Raw genomic sequence first — 19,869 nt, forward strand, 5'->3', positions numbered from 1 at the left:
CCGCTGGCATGCCTGATGTCTTAGCCGCAGCCAGCTAAGGAAATCATCTCTGGATGTGACAAGAATGAATCACTATATTTTGATGATTCTTTAAAGGAATTCACTAATGGGTGCCGAATCAGAAGAGAGTATCGACAGGATTGATCGCAAAATCTTGGCAATACTGCAAGCGGATGGGCGTATTTCCAATCTGCGTCTGGCCGATCAGGTGGCGCTGTCACCTACGGCCGTGCAGGCCCGCGTAGCGCGACTGACGCGTGAGGGCTATATCCTGGGCTACGAAGCCCGGCTCAACCCCCAGAAGCTGGGCGTGGGCATGACGGTGTTTGTGGAAGTGCTGCTGGACCGCACCACGCCCCATGTGTTTGATGAGTTCAAGGCCGCGGTGCAGGCCCACCCGGCCATCATGGAGTGCCATATGGTGGCCGGCGGCTTTGACTATCTGCTCAAGACCCGTATGGCCGATATGGCGGCCTACCGCGAATTTGCCGGCCGCGTGCTGTGGCAACTTCCCGGCGTGCGTGAAACGCGCACCTATGCAGTGATGGAAGAGGTCAAGGAAGGTGCACGTCTGCCGCTGAATTAAATCAAATTCAATAGCGTATACCTCTGATTGATAAAGGGCTACAGGCTGTTTTTATTCAAATAAAACCCTGAATAATCTGTGCATCAGCCCCACAAGGCGGGCTTGTTGACCATCAGAAAATACGTTGCAGCCATGGCCACAAACGCCGGGTAGCCCAGCAATTCCCAGCGGCGCTGGTAATGGAGGTAAAGTGCGGGCAAGGTGTTGGTGCCGGTCTGCGCGCCATGGGCCAGAGCCGCCATGCGCATTTGCAGCCAGACCACGGGCAGCCAGCACAGGCCTGCCAGTGCATACAGCCCCAGCGACAAGGCCAGCCATGGCGTGGAAAGCGGCCAGCCCGCTATATGGGCCATGGCAATGCCGGTGGCCGGTTGAATGAAGATGCAGGGCGTGGTGAACCACCAGTCCGCCCGCACCACCAGGCGGCTGACCACAGCCTGAGCCTCCACCGAGCCGCTGCGGTTGGCAAAGAACATGTAAAAAGCCGATCCTAGGCCCGTGCCCACCAGCAGCACGCTGGAGAGTATGTGCAAGGTTTTGAGCAGCAGATAGGTGTTCATGGCAAGGTTTTGCTTGGTTTAGGGTGGCTGGTCTGCAGCAGAAACCACAGCATGGCGGCGATAGGCAGGTTCTTGAGCAGAGGGCCCAGCGGGTGCAGCCACAGCGTGGGCTGCAAGGCCGTGCCCACCACGGTCATGGTGCTCATCAGCGCCAGTGCCGCCAGATAGCTGGCGCGCACCGGCTTGAACAGCAGGGCCATGCCCACGAGCAAATCTGCCAGCAGGCCGCCCCAGATCAGCCAGGCCTGCCAGCGGGTGTCGTCTATGCCGGCGTCGGCCAACAGTCTTGCGCCGGCGTGCTCCAGGCCGGAATAACCCAGATAGTCCAGCGCGCTGACCAGGGCCGTGCCCAGCCAGACCACGACCAGGCTCAGATGCATGGCACGCCAAGCGTGCGCTGTTGCCGCAGGAGCTATGTTCTCAGGCATGTTTGGGCAGGGTGGATAGCAGTTGGCCCGGGGCTGTGGCGGCTCTGCCCAGCAAGTTGGCCAGGTTTTGCGGGTTGGTGACGTTGTTGTTCTCCAGCAAGGCCATGGTTTCGCTGCACCAGGGCAGCCAGGGGATGTGGTCGCCCAGTTTGGCGCTGCTGCTGCTCAGCCAGCCGGGCAGGGTGCGCACGCTGGCCGGGCCGTATTTCATCTGCGCGCGCAGGCTGGCAATAAAGCGCTCTATGGAAATGGGTTCGGGCCCGCCGATCTCGATCACCCCGCCGGGCGTGGCTGCCGTGGCCATGCGCGCAACCACCTCGGCCAGCTCGCGCACGGCCACCGGCTGTATGAAACTGTCCTGCATGAGCTGGGGCAGCAGCAAGGCGGGCAGTTTGGCCAGGTTCAGAAACAGCTTGCTGCTGGCACCGCCAGCGCCAAAGATGACGCTGGGGCGCACCACGACGGGGTTGAGCCTGCCAGCGGCGCCCAGCGCCAGCAGATGCTCGTCAGCCGCGCGCTTGGTGCTGGCATAGCGTGTCTCGCTTTGCTCCACGCCCAGGGCCGAGATCTGCACCACGCGCTGGATGCCCAGCTGGGCGCAGGCATCGAACAAGGCCATGGGCGCTGCCGTGTGCAGGGTCTGCAAATCCTGGCCGGGCTGATCGCGCAAGGCGCCCACGGCGTTGATGACGACATCAATGCCCTGCAGATGAGGCCGCCATTGCTCGGGCGAGGTGGCCTGGGCAAAGTCCAGCGGCGGTGAGGAGTGGCGGCTGAGCACCACCGGGGCATGCTCCAGTTGCGCAACCGCGTTCACGATATGGCGGCCCAGAAAGCCGGTGCCGCCGCAGATCAGAATTCGCATCTTGACTCCTTCGCTGGTGGTGGCGTTCATTTCAGCCGCAGCTGAAACACAGCGCCTGTCATGCCTTGTCGTCTGTCATATCTTCTCGTTACCGCGCACAAAGCGCTGGACGCTGGCACCCAGGCGCAAGATCTTGTCCAGCGTGGCGGGCGACAGGCGCAGCATCTCGTCGGTCCACAGGCCCATGGAATCCATGAGGCGCAGCGTCTCATGCACCCGGTCCTGGGTGTCCGGGGTTTCCTGGTCGAACTCGGGCTGGGCAATCAACTCGCGCAGCAGGGCCGAGGTGGGATCGAATTCGCGCTGTTTGCGCTCGCGCACAATGGTGCGCAACAGCTCCCAGACATCGGCCGAGGTCTCGAAGTAATCGCGTCGGTCGCCGCTTTTGCGGCTGACGCGGATCAGGTTCCAGTTCTGCAGCTCCTTGAGGCTGGTGCTCACATTGGAGCGGGCCGCGCCCAGAGTGTCGCCAATTTCCTCTGCATTGAGGGCGCGGCCGTGAAAGAACAGCAGGGCGTGAATTTGCGCCACGGTGCGGTTCACCCCCCAGGCGTTGCCCATCTCACCCCAGTGGTGCACAAAGCGTTCGGCGATTGGACTCATTTGCATAGATGGCAGTCTGGGTCTGTCTGAAATTTCTGTCAATACAGAAATTTATAATTTTGAATGTGATGATTGCAGCCATTCAGCATCTGTGTATTGAGGAAACAGTATTGGTCTTTAAGTAAATAGAAATTTCCGTGAATACAGAAATTGTTGGTTGCTTCCAGCTCAAACCGGGCTGAACCATAATGGCGGCATGCAGCTGAGCTGTGTTGAACCACGACCCGGAGACTTTCATCCATGATCGCCATCCAAGCCAGAACCGCCTTGCGTTGCGCTGTACTGCTGTCGGCCTGCGCCCTGGCCCAGGCCGCTTCGGCTGCCTGTTACATGGTTTACTCGCCCAGCAATGAGCTGATCTACCGCTCCAACCGCGTGCCGGTCGATCTGTCTTTGCCTCTGCACCAGACCGTGCCCCAGCTTGCGCCGGGTGCCCGTATGGTGTTCTCGCTAGACGAGTTCAATTGCGCCACCGAAGTTAATCTGATTGCCGAGCGCGCACAACTGAGCCAGGCCAAGGCCGAGCGTGGTCGCCGCCAGCGCGAGGACGCCCGTTTCGGCTCTTAAAACCATAGCGGCTGGCGTTGGTCTTTCAATGGTTTTACGCATATTCAAAGCTGAAGTCCATATATTGCATGCGCAGTACGCTATGAAATTCGATAACTTCGGCGTTTGACGGGCCTCAGCCATGGGTTTTTGTCGGGGTCGGCTCTCGGGTATGGGGCAGCCTGAGACAATCGGGCACCATGAGTGAATCCAGCCGCAACAAAATTCCCGATAACCTGCCCGAAACCCCTGCCGATGCGCCCGTGCTGCCCGAGGGCTGGCTGGAAGTGCTGTCCATGGACATGGATGCTCAGGGTGTAGCCCGCAAGCCCGATGGCAAAGTCATCTTCATCGACGGTGCCTTGCCGGGCGAAATCGTCAGCGCCAGCACCTACCGCAAGAAGAACAACTGGGAAGCGGCCACGCTGACCGAGATCCACCGCGAGTCCTCCCAGCGCGTCACACCTGGCTGCCCCAACTTCGGCCTGCATGCCGGCGCCTGTGGCGGCTGCAAGATGCAGCATTTGCATGTCTCGGCTCAGGTCGCCATCAAGCAGCGCGTGCTGGAAGATAACCTCTGGCATCTGGCCAAGGTCAAGCCCGAAAACCTGCTACGCCCCATCGAAGGCCCGGCATGGGGTTACCGTGACCGTTCGCGCCTGTCGGTGCGCTATGTCATCAAGAAGAACAAGGTGCTGGTCGGTTTTCACGAACGCAAGAGCCGCTACGTGGCCGACATGGAAACGTGCAAAATCTTGCCGCCCCATGTGGATGCCATGCTCATGCCTTTGCGTGCGCTGGTCGGCAGCATGGATGCGCGGGAAACCCTGCCGCAGATCGAAGTGGCCTGCGGCGAGCACGTCACAGCCATGCTGTTGCGCCATCTAGAGCCGCTGAGCCAGGCCGATCAAGACCGCTTGCGCACCTTTGGCAGCACCCACAACGTGCAGTGGTGGTTGCAACCCAAGGGCCCGGATACCGTGCACCGCATGGATGAGGGCGGCACGCAACTGTCTTACAGCCTGCCGGAATTTGGCATCACCATGCCTTTCAAACCCACCGACTTCACCCAGGTCAATCCGCAGATCAACCGCGTGCTGGTGGGGCGCTCGCTGCGCCTGCTGGATGCCAAGAAAGACGAGCGCGTCATCGACTGGTTCTGCGGTCTGGGCAATTTCACCTTGCCGATTGCCACCATGGCCCGCGAGGTGCTGGGCATTGAAGGCTCGGATACGCTAGTACAGCGCTCGCACGAGAACTATGCGGGCAACAATGCCGTGCGCTCGGAAAGTGAAAAGCTGGCGCCCACCACGTTTGTGGCCCGTAATCTGTTCAATATGACGCCGGCCATGCTGATTGCTGACGGCAATGCCGACAAATGGCTGGTCGATCCTCCGCGTGAAGGTGCATTTGCCTTGTCTCAGGCGCTGGCCGACATTCACCAGATCCGCATTGGTGCCGAGACACCTGAAGATGCCGAGCCTCTGCCCGCCTTGCCCGAAGGCCATGAGAGCTGGAACTTCCCCAAGCGCATCGTGTATGTGAGCTGCAACCCCGCCACCCTGGCGCGCGATGCCGGCTTGCTGGTGCACAAGGCGGGTTACCGCTGCGTGTCCGCCGGCGTGGTCAATATGTTCCCCCACACCGCCCACGTGGAGAGCATGGCCGTGTTTGAGCGCGCCGAATAAGCGCTAGCTGCCATCAACGCAAAAAGCCGTGGACGCGAAAGCCCCACGGCTTTTGTTTTGGACAGGGTCGCTGGGCGCCGCAATCAGCTGCGGTTGCGGCTGCCCGTGCCTTCCGCTTCTTCGCCGCGCTTTTCCGGCACGGCCTGGCCCAGCACGGAAGGCACGCCTTCCATCTTGTTGCTGCGCATGTATTCGTCCATATCCTTCCAGCCGGCAAACACCAGGGCCTTGCTGGCCTTGGGGTTCAGGGCGTAGCAGTCCTCCAGCCCGCGCATGGCATGGCGGCAGCCGCCGCCCACGGCCTTGGCCTCCGCCTCGCGCGCAACCTGGCGAGGGTCCGGCCCCAGGCCTGGAATGTCTTCGATCTTGCAGCCTGTCAGCATCAACGATGCGGCCACAGGTAGCAGCAGGGCAAGGGCTCGGAGCAGGTGGTTTGGCTTCATCTTGTAGAGACTATCGGCAATTGCGGCGTTCTATTAAGGCTTGAAAACAAAAAAGGCTTCCGAGGAAGCCTTTTTGCATGGAGCGATTGCGGTTTAGTCGCGTTCGCCGCCCATCAGGCCCAGCAGGGCCAGCAGGCTCTGGAACACGTTGAAGATGTCCAGGTACAGCGACAGGGTGGCGCTGATGTAGTTGGTCTCGCCGCCGTCGATGATCTGCTTGAGGTCATACAGCATATAGGCCGAGAAGATGCCGATGGCCAGCATGGAAATCGCCATCATGCCTGCGGTGGAGCCCACAAACACGTTGATGATGGCGCCCACCATCAGCACCAGAGCGCCTACGAACAGGAACTTGCCCATGCCCGAGAGGTCGCGCTTGATGACGGTGGCCAGCATGGCCATCACGAAGAACACGCCTGCGGTGCCGGCAAACGCCGTCATGATCAGCTGCGTTCCGTTGGAAAAGCCCAGGATCATGCCGATCATGCGCGACAGCATCAGGCCCATGAAGAAGGTAAAGGCCAGCAGCACGGGCACGCCCGCAGCGCTGTTCTTGGTCTTTTCAATGGCGAACATGAAGCCGAAAGCACCGGCCATGAACACGATCAGGCCGACGCCGCCCGTCAGCGAGCGAGTCAGTCCCGTGGCCACGCCCAGCCAAGCGCCCAGCACGGTGGGTATGAGGCTGAGTGCCAGCAGCCAGTATGTATTGCGCAATACACGATTGCGCTCCTGCTGCGAGACACCGTAGCCCGCAGTGCCCAGTGTGGTGACTTGTTCATTCATGTAGCCATTCCTCCTTAGGAATTGTGAGTTGAGACTTCGTATTCTAGGTGGGGGCCCTCAGATTGCATTGCAATACCCTGGGGGAAACAGGCAGTTTTAGGATGAAATGTTTTGCATATTCCATCTACTTTTGTCTTGTGGGTACAGAATATCCTCTCCATATCGATAATCCAACGGAGCCTTGTACCTGTATGAAGACCAAGCACGAACTCGAACTGGCCGACGTGAAAGCCATTGCCGCTGCCGCAGAGGCTGAAGCACTGAAGAATAACTGGGCAGTCACGATTTCCATCGTCGATGACGGCGGTCACCTGCTGTGGTTGCAGCGCCTGGACGGCGCAGCCGCCATCTCCTCCCACATTGCACCTGCCAAGGCACGCTCTGCGGCTCTGGGTCGCAAGGACACCAAGGTGTTCGAGGACATGATCAACAACGGCCGTACCGCTTTCCTGAGCGCTCCCACCGTGGACGGCCTGCTCGAAGGTGGCGTTGCCATCATGAAGAGTGGTCAATGCCTGGGCGCTGTCGGCGTCTCTGGCGTGAAGGCCAATGAAGACGCACAAGTGGCCAGCGCCGGCATTGCCGCTCTGGGCCTGTAAGCGTCCTGGCGCTGGATGCGGCCTGGCAGCAAGGCCGCTCTAGAAGGCCAAAAACAAAACCCCTGCGCGCGAAAGCGGCAGGGGTTTTGTTTTTGAGCTTTGGGGGCGAAGAAAAAACGCTTGGCTATATGAGTGGCAGATGCAAGAGAGGGCAAGCATCCGGCGGACTCTGTGGCTGGCGAATAACGACACTTGCGGTGTCGCCCCACGATGAAACGGTTTATTTGGTCAGGATCAGCTTGCCCAGTTTGGTGGCTTGCAGGCGGTAAGGCGTGCCGTTGTGCACGATGGTGACCGCTTTTTGGCCGTTGAGCAGCAAAGCGCTGTCTACGCCCATCTGCAGGCCCAGGCCGGCACAGCTCTCGGAACTGTCCATGGCGGCCGCGTTGCTGCCCGTTGCGGCGGATGTGTAGGGCTGTGAGGTCGCAACAAACGATGCAGACATGCCGTCAATTCCTTGAAATCAAAAACTGCTGTAATGATAACGATTCTCAATTAAAAAACAAGTGATATTGACTCGCATTTCACAATATTTTTTGCTGAGACCAGTGCTTTCGGCAATGCATGAGAGGGAGTCGAGTGCTTTCAGTGAAGCAAAGCCTTGATTTTTGCTATTAAAAGAAAAGCAGATAGCGCCGATTATTGCTTGGGTGCAGCAAGAATTCATGCTGGAAATCATTCAAAGCAGGCGCTGGGTGCTTATGATTTGATAGAGATAGCGGTTGGCGTGCGCCCATGAAAAAACGGCCCGATGGGCCGTTTTTTGTGGGTCAAGCCTTGATGCGCTCAAGCCGGCAGGCTTGTTCTCAAGGCTTGTGTGCCTGCTGCTTATTTGGCGGGATCGGTCACGAAACCGATTTTTTTCACGCCGGCGCGTTGGGCCGCAGCCATGGCCTGGGCCACGCGTTCGTAGCGCACTTCCTTGTCGCCGCGGATGTGCAGATCGGGCTGCGGTTCCTTGGCGGCTTCGGTAGCCAGATTGGTTTCCAGCGCTTCGTCGCTGATGTCCTGGCCGTTCCAGGAGTATTTGCCGTCGGCGGTGATGCCCAGCTGCACCGTGGCCGGCTTGGCATCCTCGGGCTGATTGGTGGCGCGCGGCAGATCCACATTGACCGAGTGCTTCATCACGGGAACGGTGATGATGAAGATGATGAGCAGTACCAGCATGACGTCCACCAGAGGCGTCATATTGATCTCGTTCATCACCTCATCGCCGCCCTCGTCGTCCATGGTTCCGAATGACATGGCTTAAGCGCCTTTCTTCAGGGGCAGCACGTTGTTGCCGGAGGACTGACCGTCCACCGAGACGCGGGCACCGGTCACAAAGTAGGCGTGCACGTCATGAGCAAAGCTGTTGAGGGTATTCAGGATGCCTTTGTTGCCGCGTACCAGGGCGTTGTAGCCCAGCACGGCGGGAATGGCCACGGCCAGACCCAGAGCAGTCATGATCAGGGCTTCGCCGATGGGGCCGGCCACCTTGTCGATGGAGGACTGGCCGGACATGCCGATGGCGACCAGCGCATGGTAGATGCCCCAGACGGTACCGAACAAACCGATGAAGGGAGCGGTCGAACCAACGGAAGCCAGAATCGCCAGGCCCGATTGCAGACGGGCCGTGAATTCGCTGATGCCGTTGCGCAGGCAGCGGGTCACCCAGTCGCTGATGTCCAGCGTGTCATGCAGGTGGGCGCTGGTCTTGCGGTGGTGGGCGGTGGCTTCACGGCCTTCGAGCACCATGTGCAAAAAGGGGTTGACCTTGTTGTTGCCCAGCTTTTCGAGGCCCGAAGCCAGATCGGCGCTGTGCCAGAAGTCTTGCGAGCGATTGGCGAATTTCTTGAACTTCACAAGGTCCAGCGCCTTGATGACGATGACCAGCCACGAGGCGACGGACATGGCGAGCAAGATGATAGCCACAGCACGCGTGACGAAGTCACCCTGTGTCCAGACGTGGGCAATGCCGAATTGGGATTCCATGGGTACTCCTGAAAACTGCTGAAATTATTTGAGAACGAAATTGATGGGAACCACGTGCCACATGGGCTCGGCCACGCCGTTGCGCTTGCCTGGTACGAATTTCCAGCGCTGCACGGTGCTGATGGCCGCTTCGTCCAGACGCTCGAAGCCGCTGGACTGCTTGATTTCTATCTTCTCGGGCTGGCCCTGCTCGTTGATATAGACGCGCAAGAACACCTTGCCCTGTTCACCCATGCGCTTGCTCACTGCGGGGTAAGCCGGTGCGGGGTTGTTCAGATAGGCTGCGTTGCTCGACGGCAATTCCATCTTGGGCGCGGCTGGAGGTGCGGGTGGCGCCGGCGGGGCGGGTGGAGCCGGAGGCGCGGGTGGCGCAGGCGGTGACTTGTCCGGCTTGTTCTGCGCATCATCGGTAGAGCCTTGCGGCGCCGATGGCGAGGGCGTGGGGTCCTTGATGGCCTTGGGCAGCGGGGCCTTTTTTTCCACAGGCTTGGGCTGCGGCTTGACCGTGGGCTTAGGGGCAGGCGCCGGAGGAGAGGGTGGAGGGGGAGGTGCAGGTTTGGGTTCGGGCGCAGCTGCAGCCACAAACTCTGCAATCACCGTGGCTGGAATGACGACCTCGGGTATGGCGACTTTGCCAAGACCATGCTGCATGGCCAGCAAAGCCGCTGCGTGGGCAACAACCACCGCACCGGCAACCGCCATGTTGCGGCTGGTGCCGCCCACAGGCGTAAAACGATCAGACTGGGACATAAAAGAGCAGGAAGCAACCAGCGTGGGCTGGCTCAGAAAACAAAGAGCGCTGGTTGGCAGTGCGGCAAAAGACTAGGCAATGGATGAAACTGGGCTTGGCAGGGCAAAAGCATCAATCATGCAGGATCCACCAAGTGCAGGCCATCACAAGAATCAGGCTGCCGACAAGGGCTGAGAAGACGCTGAGGTATGCCATGCTTTGCTTTCCAATATGTTGGCGGCAAGCTGAACCGTCTGCTGTGGTGCGCTGGCATGCGCTTCGTTGTGAATTGCTGCCACGGGATGGCTGGCGCAGCACTGTGCCACCACATCGCGGGCGCAGCTTTCACACTGGCCGCATTGCATGGCAACGCCCAATTCAAACTGGATTTCATCAAAGCTCATACCCGCATGCGCGTGGCGTGCTATTTCTCGGTCCGAAACCCGGCGGCATACACAGACGATCATGGCTGCAAACAGTTGTGGCTGGCTATTGATACGATAGCGAGATTATAAATGAGAATCCGTCGCATTTGCAATGCATCCATAAGGCAGGTGTGGGAATGCCTGCTGAGCGGCCTGTGATTTGAGTTAGGACCGGAGGGGTTGGACTATTATTTTGAGAGCGATAGACGCAGGCGTTCCGGCGTGATTTGCTCAAGCGTGGCGCAGCCCATCTGAGCCATGCCCAGCTCCAGCTCTGCCCGCAGCAGGTGCAGCATATGGGCCACACCCAGCATGCCAGCCACGGCCAGTGCATGCAGCTGTGGACGGCCGATCAGCACGGCATTGGCACCCAGGGCCAGGGCTTTGAAGACGTCGGTTCCCAGGCGTACGCCGCTGTCTAGCAGCAGCGGAAACTGCGGCCCCAGGGCGGCGCGCAGTTCCGGCAGTACTTCAATCGGGGCGATGGCTCCATCAAGCACGCGACCGCCGTGGTTGGAGACCACCACCGCATCGGCTCCCAGGTCCGCGGCTTTGCGGGCGGCATCGGGCGACAGAATGCCTTTGACAATCAGCGGCAGCCGGGTTTGCTGGCGCAGCCACTGCAAATCCTTCCAGCTTGGCGCCTGGGCTGCTAGCGGCGTACCAAACAGAATGTGCTCACTCATCAGATCGCCGCTTTGGCGATGCTGGGGCATGTTGCGCAAATTGACCGCCTCCACACCGGCAGGCAGCGGGTAGCTGGAGCGCTTGATGCTGGCATCGATGGTCCAGACCAGGGCCTGATAGCCCGCGCGCTCGGCCCGCTCGATCAGCTCCAGGGTATGAGCGGGGTCGGGCTGGCTATAGAGTTGAAACCACAGCGGGGCGGTGCGCCCCAACTCCTGCGAGGCACCGCTGGCCGCCTGGGCGACTTCCTCCAGGGTATGGCTGGACAAGGTGCTGGCCATCATGCCTGTATGCATGGCCATGGCGGCGCGAACGCTGGCCAGCTCTCCCTCGGGGTGCGCCAGCCGCTGATAAGCCACAGGTGCCAGCATGACAGGCCACTCCAGCAACTGGCCCAGCAGTGTCTGTCGGATGCTCGCCTGCGACAGATCGGCTAAGGGCTGGGGCCGCAAGCGAATGCCGTCAAAAGCCGCGCGATTGTGCGCAAGCGTCAAACCCTGGTCCGCACCGCTTTCTATATGTGCCCAGGCCTGGGCTTCGACATGGTGCTGCGCCCTCAGGCGGTAGTCTGCCAGGCAGGCGATGCCTGCCGGAATCCGGCTGAGCGGGGCTTGCACAGGCTGGTCGAGACAGTTGGTGGGCGCTGAAGTCATGGTGGGAATATTTCCGGAGCGGTGGCAAAGACGGCGCTAGGGCTTAGGCCTCGGACCACATGCGTAGCAGCTTGTGATAGGTTCCCGAGAGCGAGGCGATGCGGGGGTACCCGGGGTGATCTTGAGTCAGCTGTTGTATGGATTGGTCCAGATCGAACAGCAGGCTGCGCTGCTCGTCGGATTTGACCAGACTGTGTGTCCAAAAAAACGAGGCATAGCGGGTGCCGCGCGTCACAGGGTTGACCCGGTGCAAGCTGATGCCTGGGTAGACGATGGCATCGCCGGCTGCCAGCTTGACCGACTGCTGGCCGTAGCTGTCCACCACCACCAGCTCCCCACCATCGTATTCATCCGGTTCGCTGAAAAACACCGTGGTGGATACATCTGTGCGCACCTTGATGGCCGTGCCTGGGATGGTGAAGAAAGCGTTGTCTATATGGTTGCCGTATCCATGATTGCCGTGCTCGCCGCCGCCTTCATAGCGGTTAAAGCGCGGAGGCAGAACCTTGAGCGGCAAGGCGGCAGACATGAACAGCGGGTTGCGACCCAGTCTGTCCAGAATCAGGTCGCCTATCTGTTGGCCGATCTTGCTGTCCAGCGGCAGTTGAAGATTGCTTTTGACCTGGGCCGCCACATGGCCTGCGGTGGTGCGCCCATCTTGCCAGGCAGCGGCCTCCAGGGCCTGGCGGCACTGGCGCACCTCATCGGCAGAGAGAAGGGCAGGGATTTTGAGCATCATGGCGCAGTATTTTCCTCGCAAGACGAAATGGGAGTGTGCATGTAAAAAGCCCCGCCGGCAGAAGCTGCCAACGGGGCCGTCAAGCCAGATCAAGCGCAGGCAGATCTCAAATTAGTACGTGAACTTGAGCGAAGCCACGGCCGAGCGGCCAGCGGCCATGGTGGCGTAGTGGGGCGAGCGCACGCCGCTGTAGTAAACCTTGTCGCCCAGGTTGTAGAGGTTCAGCTGGAAGGCCAGGTTCTTGTCGATCTGGTAGGCCATCATGGCGTCATAGCGGGCATAGCCATTGGCACCCTTGGTCACGATGCCGCCATCCACGGTAGACACAGCATAAGCTGCGTTAACGCTGCTTTGTGCGTAGATGCCCAGACCCAGAGTCAGCTTGGCCATGGGCTTGTAGCTGGTCCACAGGCTGAAGCTGTGCTTGGGGGTGTTGGCGAAGCGCTGACCATTGGCAATGTTGCCAATGCCCATGTTCTTTTGCTCGCTATCCATGAAGGTGTAGCCGCCGAACACGCTCAGGTTGGACAGGATCTGGCCGGTGAAGCCCAGTTCCAGACCATTCACGGTCTTGTTGCCGCCCATATAGGTGCCGGTTGCATCAGTGATGCGAACATTGGTCACCTCGTTGCGGAAGACGGCTGCCGTCAGGTTCAGCTTCTTGTCCAGCAGATCCCACTTGGTGCCCAGTTCGATGGACTTGGTTTTCTCTGGCTTCAGGCTGAGCAGTGCATCTGTCGTCGTGGTCAGATCTTCGTTACCGTTGCCCAGCGTGGAGCCGCCGGGACGAGAAGCTGTGCCGATGTTGGCGTAGATGCTGCCGTTGGCTGCGGGCTTGTACACCACGCCCAACTGGTAGTTGAACAGGGTATCGCTGCGGCTCAGGTCATACGCAGGGTAGTTGCTGGGCGCGCGGCCGCCGGCAGGGCCGGATGTGCTGAGCTTGTAGTGGTCTACGCGCAGGCCACCATTCACCAGCCATTGTTCGTTGAGCTTGAGTGTGTCAAAGCCGTACAAAGCAACGGTGTCCACCTTGTTGACGGTGGCTTGTGCGGGCAGAGACCAAGCAAAGTTCCAGGGAGCGTTGGCGCCGCTGGGGTTGCTCAGCGTGGTGCACCAGGGGTCTACCACCGAGGTGCAAGTCGTGGCGGTGTTCTGGATGGCGCTGGAGCGCACATCGGACTTTTCCTTGGACAGTTCCAGGCCAAAAGCATAGGTGTGACCTATGGAGCCGGTTTGCTCCTTGCCGGTGAACTCGGTCACGTTCTGCAGTGTCGTGGTGTCGGACACGCGCGCATTGCCGCGGCGCCAGACATAGCCGTTGATGGCATTGCCCTTGGAGTCGTCAGGCTGGGTCCAGACATAGTCCTGCTTGGTCTTGCTGTAGCGCAGGCTGTTGCGGATCTTGTTGGTGTCGGTGAACTTGTGCGTGACCGAGGCGGTGAACAGGTCGCTCTTTTCCTTCTCGAAGTCGCGGTTGTTCAGGCCGTACCAGTTGGCGCGGTCGTTGCCGTACGTGGGGCGCACGGTGGAGCCGCCGGGCAGCTTGGCCATAGCCGCATTGCTGTACAGATATGGCACGCCGCCATCGGGCGTGTTGTCGGTCTGCAGATGCTGCCAGGACAGGCTCACTTCGGTGGGCGTGCCTAGGCCAAAGGTAACGGTGGGTGCAATACCCCAGCGCTTGTTGTCGGGACCATTGCGGCCAGGCACATCGGCGCTGTGGCCCATGGCGTTCAGGCGGAAGGCCGTGGTGTCGTTGATCTTGCGGTTGATGTCCAGCGTGCCGCGCAGATAGTTGTCGGTGCCCAGGCCCACGTCGCCCGAGATGAAGTTCTCGTTCTTGGCTTTTTTGGTGCTGATGTTGATGGAGCCGCCTGCGCCGCCGCGACCAGCGTAGGCCGAGTCAGCGCCCTTGATGACTTCCACGGATTCCACGTTAAACACTTCGCGGGTACCGGCGGAGATATCACGCATGCCGTCCACAAAGGTGCTGGACTGGGCGTCCATGCCGCGGATAAAGGGCTGGTCGCCGGAGGGGTTGCCGCCTTCGCCGTTACCGAAAGTGATGCCGGGAGTGGAGCGCAGCGCGTCCTGCAGGCTGGTGGCGCCGGTTTGCTTGATCAGATCTTCGCTGATCACCTGGACGGTCTTGGGCGTGTCCAGCAAAGGAGCGGTGAACTTGCCTTGCGTGCTGGCTTCGGTCTTGAAGCCGCTGTCTGCCGCAGCTTCCACGTTCACGGTGGAGAGTGTGGTTTCCTGCTGGGCCATGGCATGTCCGGCCACCAAGCCCAGGCTGACGGCGATCACGATCTGTCGCAGTTCGCAGCGACGGCCGCGGGAATCCATGGGAGTTGTCTTGTTTGTTTGCATGTTTTTACAAGTAGAGGGGCGAAGCAATCGAAATTCGCGATCGAATTCTAGATGCTATTGATAATAATTCTTGATCCCATTGCCAAAACAGAGCTGTGTTTCACACGTGATGTAGTGCCAGGGCAACAGTGGTGGATGTCCTTTGGCATGTAGGTCTTTGCTTACTCCATCCAGGCCGGTGTGTGTCTCACAAGTAAAGTAAATGAAAGTGATATGCATTTGAATTGTGTCGCCTTCCCGTCGCCACTAGAATGCTTGCTGCTTTCGGTGAGCTCGGTCCTTGCGCCTGGCTTGCTATGGAAGTGAAAGCAGCTTGCGCATGATGCATATGCGCTTGAAGGCTGTTTGCCATGAAATGACAGATTCAGGGCCGCGAAGTCATCGCTGCGGCTCTTCCCATCAAAGGTTTGCAATGAAGGCGGCTTCCTCCAGCGCTCCGCAAAGAGCGTATTGGCTTAAAAAACTGCATGAGTGGCACTGGATCAGCTCCGCCATCTGCCTGATAGGCATGCTGCTTTTTGCCTTTACCGGCATCACGCTCAACCATGCTGGCCAGATCGAGAGCAAGCCGCGCGTCGAGTCCCGCGAGGGCCAGTTGCCCGCTCCTTTGCTCGATGTGCTCAAGGCCGCGCAACAGCAAGGCAGTGCCACCAAGGATGACAAGACTTCGGTGCCGCTGCCCGATGCCGTCAAGCACTGGCTGGGCGAGGAGATGAAGCTCAGCATGGGTCAGCATGAGGTGGAGTGGAGCGAGGATGAGGCCTATGTGCCCATGCCGCGCCCCGGTGGGGATGCCTGGCTGCGCGTGGATCTTAAAGACGGAGCGCTCGAATACGAGAGCACCGACCGGGGCTGGATCTCCTATATCAATGATTTGCACAAGGGACGCAACACCGGCTCGGCCTGGAGTCTGTTTCTCGATGTGTTTGCAGTGGGCTGCCTGGTGTTTTGCATCACGGGCCTGCTGATCCTGAAGATGCATTCCGAGCGCCGCCCGCTGACCTGGCCCATGGTGGGCCTGGGCCTGGTGATCCCGGCCCTGCTGGCCTTGCTGCTGATCCATTGAATGCTCTGAATCGGCGAGGCCGGGCCTGAGCGCGCTGCCCGGATGGTGGTTTTTGTTGAAGGAAATGACATGGCAAGCAAGATTTATCAATATTCGGCGGCGCTGGCTGCCGTGGCCGGTTTGCCCGCAGCGGCCCTGGCGGCCGACCTGAGCGTGACGGTCACCGTGCCCCAGTTGCAGGTGGCCGAATACCACAAGCCTTATGTCGCCGTGTGGCTGGAAAATGCCGATGGCGGCGTGGCGGCCAATCTGTCCGTCTGGTATGACGCCAAGATGCGCAATGCCGAAGGCACGAAGTGGCTCAAGGACATGCGCCAGTGGTGGCGCCGCACCGGCCGCGAGCTGACCATGCCCGTCGATGGCGTGACCCAGGCGACCAAGCCAGCAGGCGCGCACGCTCTGTCGTTTGCCGAAGGCAAGAACCCGCTGCCCAAGCTGGCGCCCGGCCAGTACAAGCTGATGGTGGAAGCGGCCCGTGAAGTGGGCGGGCGCGAGCTGGTGTCCATTCCCTTTGAATGGCCGGCCAAGGCTGCGACCAATCTGTCTGCCAAGGGCAGCACGGAGCTGGGTCTGATCAAGCTCGATATCAAGCCCTGATCCTGGCATTCCGTTCTACGTTTTCCGCTAACCGATTCCAACCAGTCTTCAAGGGACTATCAATGATGTTCAAAAAGCACGCGATTCTTGCCGCAACACTGGCTCTGGCTGCCATGTCTTCGCAGGCGCACGACCTGTGGTTCAAGCCATCGAGCACGGTTCTCTCCAAGGCCGACTGGGTGACCATCGATGCCGCCGTGTCCAACGATGTGTTCTTCTTCAATCACCGCCCGCTGGGACTGGAGAGCGTGGCCGTTTCCGCACCCGACGGCTCCGCCGTTGAAATGAAGAATGTCGCCAAGGGCGAGCTGCGCAGCGTGTTCGACTTCAAGGCCGAAAAGACCGGCACCTACCGCGTCACCATGCTGATGAATGGCGTGATGGGCGGCTACAAGGATGCCAGCGGCCAGCCCAAGCGCCTGCGCGGCACGGCCGAGGAAATCCTCAAGCAGATTCCTGCCGATGCCAAGGATGTACGCATTACTGAAAACGTGCGCCGCATGGAGACTTTTGTGTCCGTGGGCAAGCCTTCGACTCTGGCTGTGACCGGCAAGGGTCTGGAGCTCAAGCCCGTGACCCATCCCAATGATCTGGTGAGCACCGAAGAAGCCCGCTTTGCCTTCCTGCTGGACGGCAAGCCTGCGGCCGATCTGGAAGTCGAACTGGTGGCCGACGGCATTCGCTACCGCGATGGTGTGAATGCGCTCAAGCTCAAGACCGACGCACAAGGCGTGCTCAAGGTCAAGTTCCCCCGCCCCGGCCTGTACTGGCTTAGCGCCGACAGCAAGGACAGCAAGACCAGCGTTCCTCAGGCCAAGGAACGTCATCTGGCTTATGTCGCAACCCTGGAAGTGTTGCCTTAATTTAGAGGGCAACGGTGCAGCCTGGGCGCATGGCCCATGCTGCACGGAACTCCAAACAGGCGCTCACCCGAGCGCCTCTGGTTTTTGCACTCCGTATTTGCAGTCCCCATGAGCCAAACTCCGCGCGTAAGCTATGCGCCCCATATCTGGACGCTGCCAAAGGCCGCTTCCACAAGCGCCGCTGCCGCCAATTACTCGGCCGGTGGCTGGGGGCGCGCGGCCATGCAGCGGCAGCAAGATTCCAGCATGCACCGGTTGACGGGCCAGACCATGGGAACCACCTGGTCGCTGCGCCTGCCCAATCCGGATTACCTGGATTTACGCCCCGTGCAGGACTGCGTGCAAAGCGTGCTTGACGCCGTCATTGCGCAGATGAGCAACTGGGAGCCGGGCTCGCTGATTTCACGCTTCAACACAGCGCCTGCGGGCAGCCGCTTTGACCTACCCGAGCCATTTGCCCAGGTGCTGCAGGCGGCTTTGCATTGGGCGCGCTTGTCGGGCGGCGCCATGGACCCCACCATGGGGGCCTTGGTCTCTTTATGGGGTTTTGGGCCTGTAGCCCATAGTCATAAAGTGCATCTAGCTACTAAAATCGTAGCAACTGATATTGAGCAACTGCTGCGCCACTCCGGTCACACGCGGCTTGATTGGGAAGCCGGTCAGCCTCTGGTACAGCCCGGTGGGCTGGTGCTGGATTTTTGCGGCATTGCCAAAGGCTTTGCCGTGGACTGGGTGGTGCAGCGCTTGCAAAGCAGCGGCTGGAAAGCCGGGCTGTTTGAAATCGGCGGCGAGCTGCGCAGCTGGGGCCAAAAGCCGGACGGCAAGCCCTGGCAGGTGCAACTGGGCGGTCAGGCCACTGATGCCTATGCACCGCTGGTCGTTGGGCTCCCCAGCGGCCCGGAGGATGGCGGTAGCTTTGCCACTTCGGGCGATTTCTGGCATCACTTCAGCGTGGATGGCAAGCGCTATTCGCACACGCTGGATCCGCGCACCGGCCAGCCCATAGAGCATGGCCTGAGCAGCGTGACGGTGTTTCACCCCGAATGCATGCATGCCGATGCACTGGCCACGGTGCTGACCGTGCTTGGCCCCCGGCAGGGCCTGGAGTTTGCCGAGCATCACGGCATTGCGGCCGTGCTGTATGAGCATGGTGCTGCCGCATCCACAACCGCAGAGAGGCATCCCGCCATGAGCTCTGCATGGAATAAGCGCTTTAAGTCATGAGTCTTGATTGGGTTCTCACCCCCCAGCGGCTGGCCTGGGCCGCAGCCTTGATCCTGGGCTACGCAGCCCTGTGCTGGGGTATTGCAGGTGCCACGCGCCGGCGCAATGCGGCCTTGGCCCAGGAGGGTGCCTTGAGCGCAGGCGATGGTCCCAGCGTTCTCGTCGTGTTCGCCAGCCAGACCGGTCAGGCCGAAAGCATTGCCCGGGCCACGGCCAAAACGCTCACGCAATGCGGTTTTCGCGTCAGCCTGCAGTCCATCAGCCAGCTTTCGGCGGTCACGCTGGACCAGTATCCGCGCAGCCTGTGGATGCTTTCCACCACGGGTGAGGGCGACGCGCCCGATCAGGCCTTGGGCTTTGTGCGCCAGCTTTTGCCTGCGGCGCCGGGCTTGCAAGCGCATCAAGCCCAGGTTCTGGCCCTGGGTGATCGTGAATACCAGCAGTTTTGCAGCTTTGGTCTGGTGGTGCAGGACTGGCTTGCGGCCGGCGGCGCCCAGGTGCAGTGCAGCTGCATCGACAATCTGAACGCCAGCGAGCTCAAGCTGTGGCAGCAACAGGTGGCCGAGCTGGCGGCCCAATGGGGCGGCTCTGCCGTTCAGGCTTTGCCGCGCGATTGGCTGCAACCGCCGGTCAGCCAGCAATTCAGGCTGCAAAACAGAAGCAGGCTCAACCCCGGTAGCGAGGGTGGGCCTTTGTATTTGCTGGATTTTCTGCCGGTGTCCGGCGTGATGCCGCAATGGCAATCCGGCGATCTGGTCTCGCTGGCGCCGCCGGCGCAGGCAGACAAGCCGCGCGACTATTCCATTGCCTCCATCGTGAGCGAGCAACGTCTGCAGCTCATGGTGCGGCTGAGCGCGCGTGCGGACGGCTCGGTGGGAGCGGCTTCGGGCTGGTTGTGCCAGAACTTGGCCCTGGGCGACAGTCTGGAGCTCACGCTGCGCGAGCACGCGGCATTTCGCCTGGGTGAAAACGCCGAGCGGCCGCTGATCCTGATCGGCAACGGCTCGGGGTTGGCTGGCCTGCTCAGTCATATCAAGGCCAGAGTGGAGGCCGGGCGCAGCGATCAATGGCTGGTTTTTGGCGAGCGCAGCCCCGAGCACGATGCCATCTTCAATGGGCAGCTGCAGCAGTGGCACAAGCACGGCCAGCTGGAGCGCCTCGATTGCGCCTGGTCGCGCCACCCGGTTCAGCGGCGCTATGTGCAAGACGTGCTCCGCGAGCAGGGGGTATTGCTCCAGTCGTGGGTGGCACGTGGGGCAGCGATTTATGTGTGCGGCAGCTTGAAGGGCATGGGCCAGGGCGTGCACGAGGCACTGGAGCGCCTGCTGGGTGCCGAGACGCTGCAGCATATGCAACTACAGCGCCGCTATTGCCGGGACGTGTACTGAAGGCTGCTTTGCTGCGGCGCGGAAAAACAAAAACCGGCACATGTGC

At 60.5% G+C, this 19,869-nt stretch carries 24 protein-coding genes; 10 read left to right on the top strand and 14 right to left on the bottom strand.

Translation table 11 applies throughout. From position 1 onward, the window contains the following. Positions 1 to 106: 106 nt before the first annotated feature. Positions 107 to 586 (top strand): Lrp/AsnC ligand binding domain-containing protein, encoded by a 480-nt coding sequence (locus EAO39_RS09135; protein ID WP_120967110.1) that lies wholly within the window; start codon positions 107 to 109, stop codon positions 584 to 586. An 83-nt stretch (positions 587 to 669) separates the two neighbouring features. Here the strand turns inward: EAO39_RS09135 and EAO39_RS09140 are convergent, their stop codons facing one another. The 4 genes from EAO39_RS09140 to EAO39_RS09155 form a co-directional block, all read right to left on the bottom strand. Then, positions 670 to 1,146 carry a DUF2269 domain-containing protein gene (locus tag EAO39_RS09140; RefSeq protein ID WP_120967111.1) on the bottom strand — a complete coding sequence of 159 codons (477 nt, stop codon included), beginning with the start codon at positions 1,144 to 1,146 and terminating at the stop codon, positions 670 to 672. Continuing rightward, the gene (locus EAO39_RS09145; RefSeq protein ID WP_240466935.1) at positions 1,143 to 1,526 is read right to left on the bottom strand and encodes a DoxX-like family protein; all 384 of its coding nucleotides are present in this window, start codon (positions 1,524 to 1,526) and stop codon (positions 1,143 to 1,145) included. The genes EAO39_RS09140 and EAO39_RS09145 overlap by 4 nt, the downstream gene beginning before the upstream one ends. Positions 1,527 to 1,566: 40 nt before the next feature. Next, a complete protein-coding gene (locus tag EAO39_RS09150; RefSeq protein ID WP_120970863.1) occupies positions 1,567 to 2,439 on the bottom strand; it encodes an NAD-dependent epimerase/dehydratase family protein in 873 nt (290 codons plus the stop codon). A gap of 75 nt (positions 2,440 to 2,514) precedes the next feature. Further along, the gene (locus EAO39_RS09155; RefSeq protein WP_120967113.1) at positions 2,515 to 3,048 is read right to left on the bottom strand and encodes a MarR family transcriptional regulator; all 534 of its coding nucleotides are present in this window, start codon (positions 3,046 to 3,048) and stop codon (positions 2,515 to 2,517) included. 234 nt (positions 3,049 to 3,282) lie between these two features. Between EAO39_RS09155 and EAO39_RS09160 the strand changes: the two genes are divergently transcribed. Both EAO39_RS09160 and rlmD read left to right on the top strand, forming a co-directional pair. Continuing rightward, positions 3,283 to 3,609: a hypothetical protein gene (locus tag EAO39_RS09160; protein ID WP_120967114.1), complete on the top strand. Its 327-nt coding sequence runs from the start codon at positions 3,283 to 3,285 to the stop codon at positions 3,607 to 3,609. 179 nt (positions 3,610 to 3,788) lie between these two features. Next, a complete protein-coding gene (gene rlmD / locus EAO39_RS09165) occupies positions 3,789 to 5,276 on the top strand; it encodes a 23S rRNA (uracil(1939)-C(5))-methyltransferase RlmD (RefSeq protein ID WP_120967115.1) in 1,488 nt (495 codons plus the stop codon). 83 nt (positions 5,277 to 5,359) lie between these two features. On the opposite strand, the gene EAO39_RS09170 is transcribed toward rlmD, so the two are convergent. Both EAO39_RS09170 and EAO39_RS09175 read right to left on the bottom strand, forming a co-directional pair. After that, positions 5,360 to 5,719 (bottom strand): hypothetical protein, encoded by a 360-nt coding sequence (locus EAO39_RS09170; protein WP_120967116.1) that lies wholly within the window; start codon positions 5,717 to 5,719, stop codon positions 5,360 to 5,362. Between the two features lie 93 nt (positions 5,720 to 5,812). Next, entirely contained in the window at positions 5,813 to 6,505 is a 693-nt protein-coding gene (locus tag EAO39_RS09175) for a Bax inhibitor-1/YccA family protein (protein WP_120967117.1), read from the bottom strand. Between the two features lie 191 nt (positions 6,506 to 6,696). Between EAO39_RS09175 and EAO39_RS09180 the strand changes: the two genes are divergently transcribed. Continuing rightward, on the top strand, positions 6,697 to 7,104 hold the full coding sequence (locus EAO39_RS09180; RefSeq protein WP_120967118.1) for a heme-binding protein: 408 nt from the start codon (positions 6,697 to 6,699) through the stop codon (positions 7,102 to 7,104). Positions 7,105 to 7,324: 220 nt separating this feature from the next. Here the strand turns inward: EAO39_RS09180 and EAO39_RS09185 are convergent, their stop codons facing one another. Next, positions 7,325 to 7,549, bottom strand: coding sequence for a hemin uptake protein HemP (locus EAO39_RS09185; RefSeq protein WP_120967119.1), 225 nt, complete (start codon positions 7,547 to 7,549; stop codon positions 7,325 to 7,327). 156 nt (positions 7,550 to 7,705) lie between these two features. Between EAO39_RS09185 and EAO39_RS22510 the strand changes: the two genes are divergently transcribed. Beyond that, positions 7,706 to 7,843 carry a hypothetical protein gene (locus EAO39_RS22510; RefSeq protein WP_162989515.1) on the top strand — a complete coding sequence of 46 codons (138 nt, stop codon included), beginning with the start codon at positions 7,706 to 7,708 and terminating at the stop codon, positions 7,841 to 7,843. Positions 7,844 to 7,932: 89 nt separating this feature from the next. On the opposite strand, the gene EAO39_RS09190 is transcribed toward EAO39_RS22510, so the two are convergent. The 7 genes from EAO39_RS09190 to EAO39_RS09220 form a co-directional block, all read right to left on the bottom strand. Next, positions 7,933 to 8,349, bottom strand: coding sequence for a biopolymer transporter ExbD (locus EAO39_RS09190; protein ID WP_120967120.1), 417 nt, complete (start codon positions 8,347 to 8,349; stop codon positions 7,933 to 7,935). Positions 8,350 to 8,352: 3 nt separating this feature from the next. Beyond that, positions 8,353 to 9,078: a MotA/TolQ/ExbB proton channel family protein gene (locus EAO39_RS09195; protein ID WP_120967121.1), complete on the bottom strand. Its 726-nt coding sequence runs from the start codon at positions 9,076 to 9,078 to the stop codon at positions 8,353 to 8,355. A gap of 24 nt (positions 9,079 to 9,102) precedes the next feature. Then, a complete protein-coding gene (locus tag EAO39_RS09200; protein WP_120967122.1) occupies positions 9,103 to 9,828 on the bottom strand; it encodes an energy transducer TonB in 726 nt (241 codons plus the stop codon). Between the two features lie 153 nt (positions 9,829 to 9,981). Further along, complete coding sequence (locus EAO39_RS09205) at positions 9,982 to 10,275, bottom strand: (2Fe-2S)-binding protein (protein WP_120967123.1); 294 nt, start codon at positions 10,273 to 10,275, stop codon at positions 9,982 to 9,984. Between the two features lie 146 nt (positions 10,276 to 10,421). Then, entirely contained in the window at positions 10,422 to 11,573 is a 1,152-nt protein-coding gene (locus EAO39_RS09210) for an alpha-hydroxy acid oxidase (RefSeq protein WP_120967124.1), read from the bottom strand. 43 nt (positions 11,574 to 11,616) lie between these two features. After that, a complete protein-coding gene (locus EAO39_RS09215; protein ID WP_120967125.1) occupies positions 11,617 to 12,312 on the bottom strand; it encodes a Fe2+-dependent dioxygenase in 696 nt (231 codons plus the stop codon). Positions 12,313 to 12,423: 111 nt separating this feature from the next. Continuing rightward, positions 12,424 to 14,661, bottom strand: a complete 2,238-nt coding sequence (locus tag EAO39_RS09220) for a TonB-dependent siderophore receptor (protein ID WP_162989516.1) — start codon at positions 14,659 to 14,661, stop codon at positions 12,424 to 12,426. 436 nt (positions 14,662 to 15,097) lie between these two features. On the opposite strand from EAO39_RS09220, the gene EAO39_RS09225 reads away from it, so the two are divergent. The 5 genes from EAO39_RS09225 to EAO39_RS09245 all read left to right on the top strand — a co-directional run bounded on the left by EAO39_RS09225 (position 15,098) and on the right by EAO39_RS09245 (position 19,823). After that, positions 15,098 to 15,751: a PepSY-associated TM helix domain-containing protein gene (locus EAO39_RS09225; protein ID WP_120967127.1), complete on the top strand. Its 654-nt coding sequence runs from the start codon at positions 15,098 to 15,100 to the stop codon at positions 15,749 to 15,751. Between the two features lie 69 nt (positions 15,752 to 15,820). Further along, the gene (locus tag EAO39_RS09230) at positions 15,821 to 16,348 is read left to right on the top strand and encodes a DUF2271 domain-containing protein (RefSeq protein ID WP_120970865.1); all 528 of its coding nucleotides are present in this window, start codon (positions 15,821 to 15,823) and stop codon (positions 16,346 to 16,348) included. Between the two features lie 62 nt (positions 16,349 to 16,410). Next, entirely contained in the window at positions 16,411 to 17,211 is an 801-nt protein-coding gene (locus EAO39_RS09235; RefSeq protein WP_120967128.1) for a DUF4198 domain-containing protein, read from the top strand. 108 nt (positions 17,212 to 17,319) lie between these two features. Further along, entirely contained in the window at positions 17,320 to 18,435 is a 1,116-nt protein-coding gene (locus EAO39_RS09240) for an FAD:protein FMN transferase (protein WP_120967129.1), read from the top strand. Continuing rightward, a complete protein-coding gene (locus tag EAO39_RS09245; RefSeq protein ID WP_120967130.1) occupies positions 18,432 to 19,823 on the top strand; it encodes a sulfite reductase subunit alpha in 1,392 nt (463 codons plus the stop codon). Before EAO39_RS09240 ends, EAO39_RS09245 begins: the two co-directional genes overlap by 4 nt. Positions 19,824 to 19,869 lie beyond the last annotated feature (46 nt).

The sequence above is a fragment of the Comamonas sp. lk genome (assembly GCF_900564145.1).
Lineage (GTDB): Bacteria > Pseudomonadota > Gammaproteobacteria > Burkholderiales > Burkholderiaceae_C > Comamonas.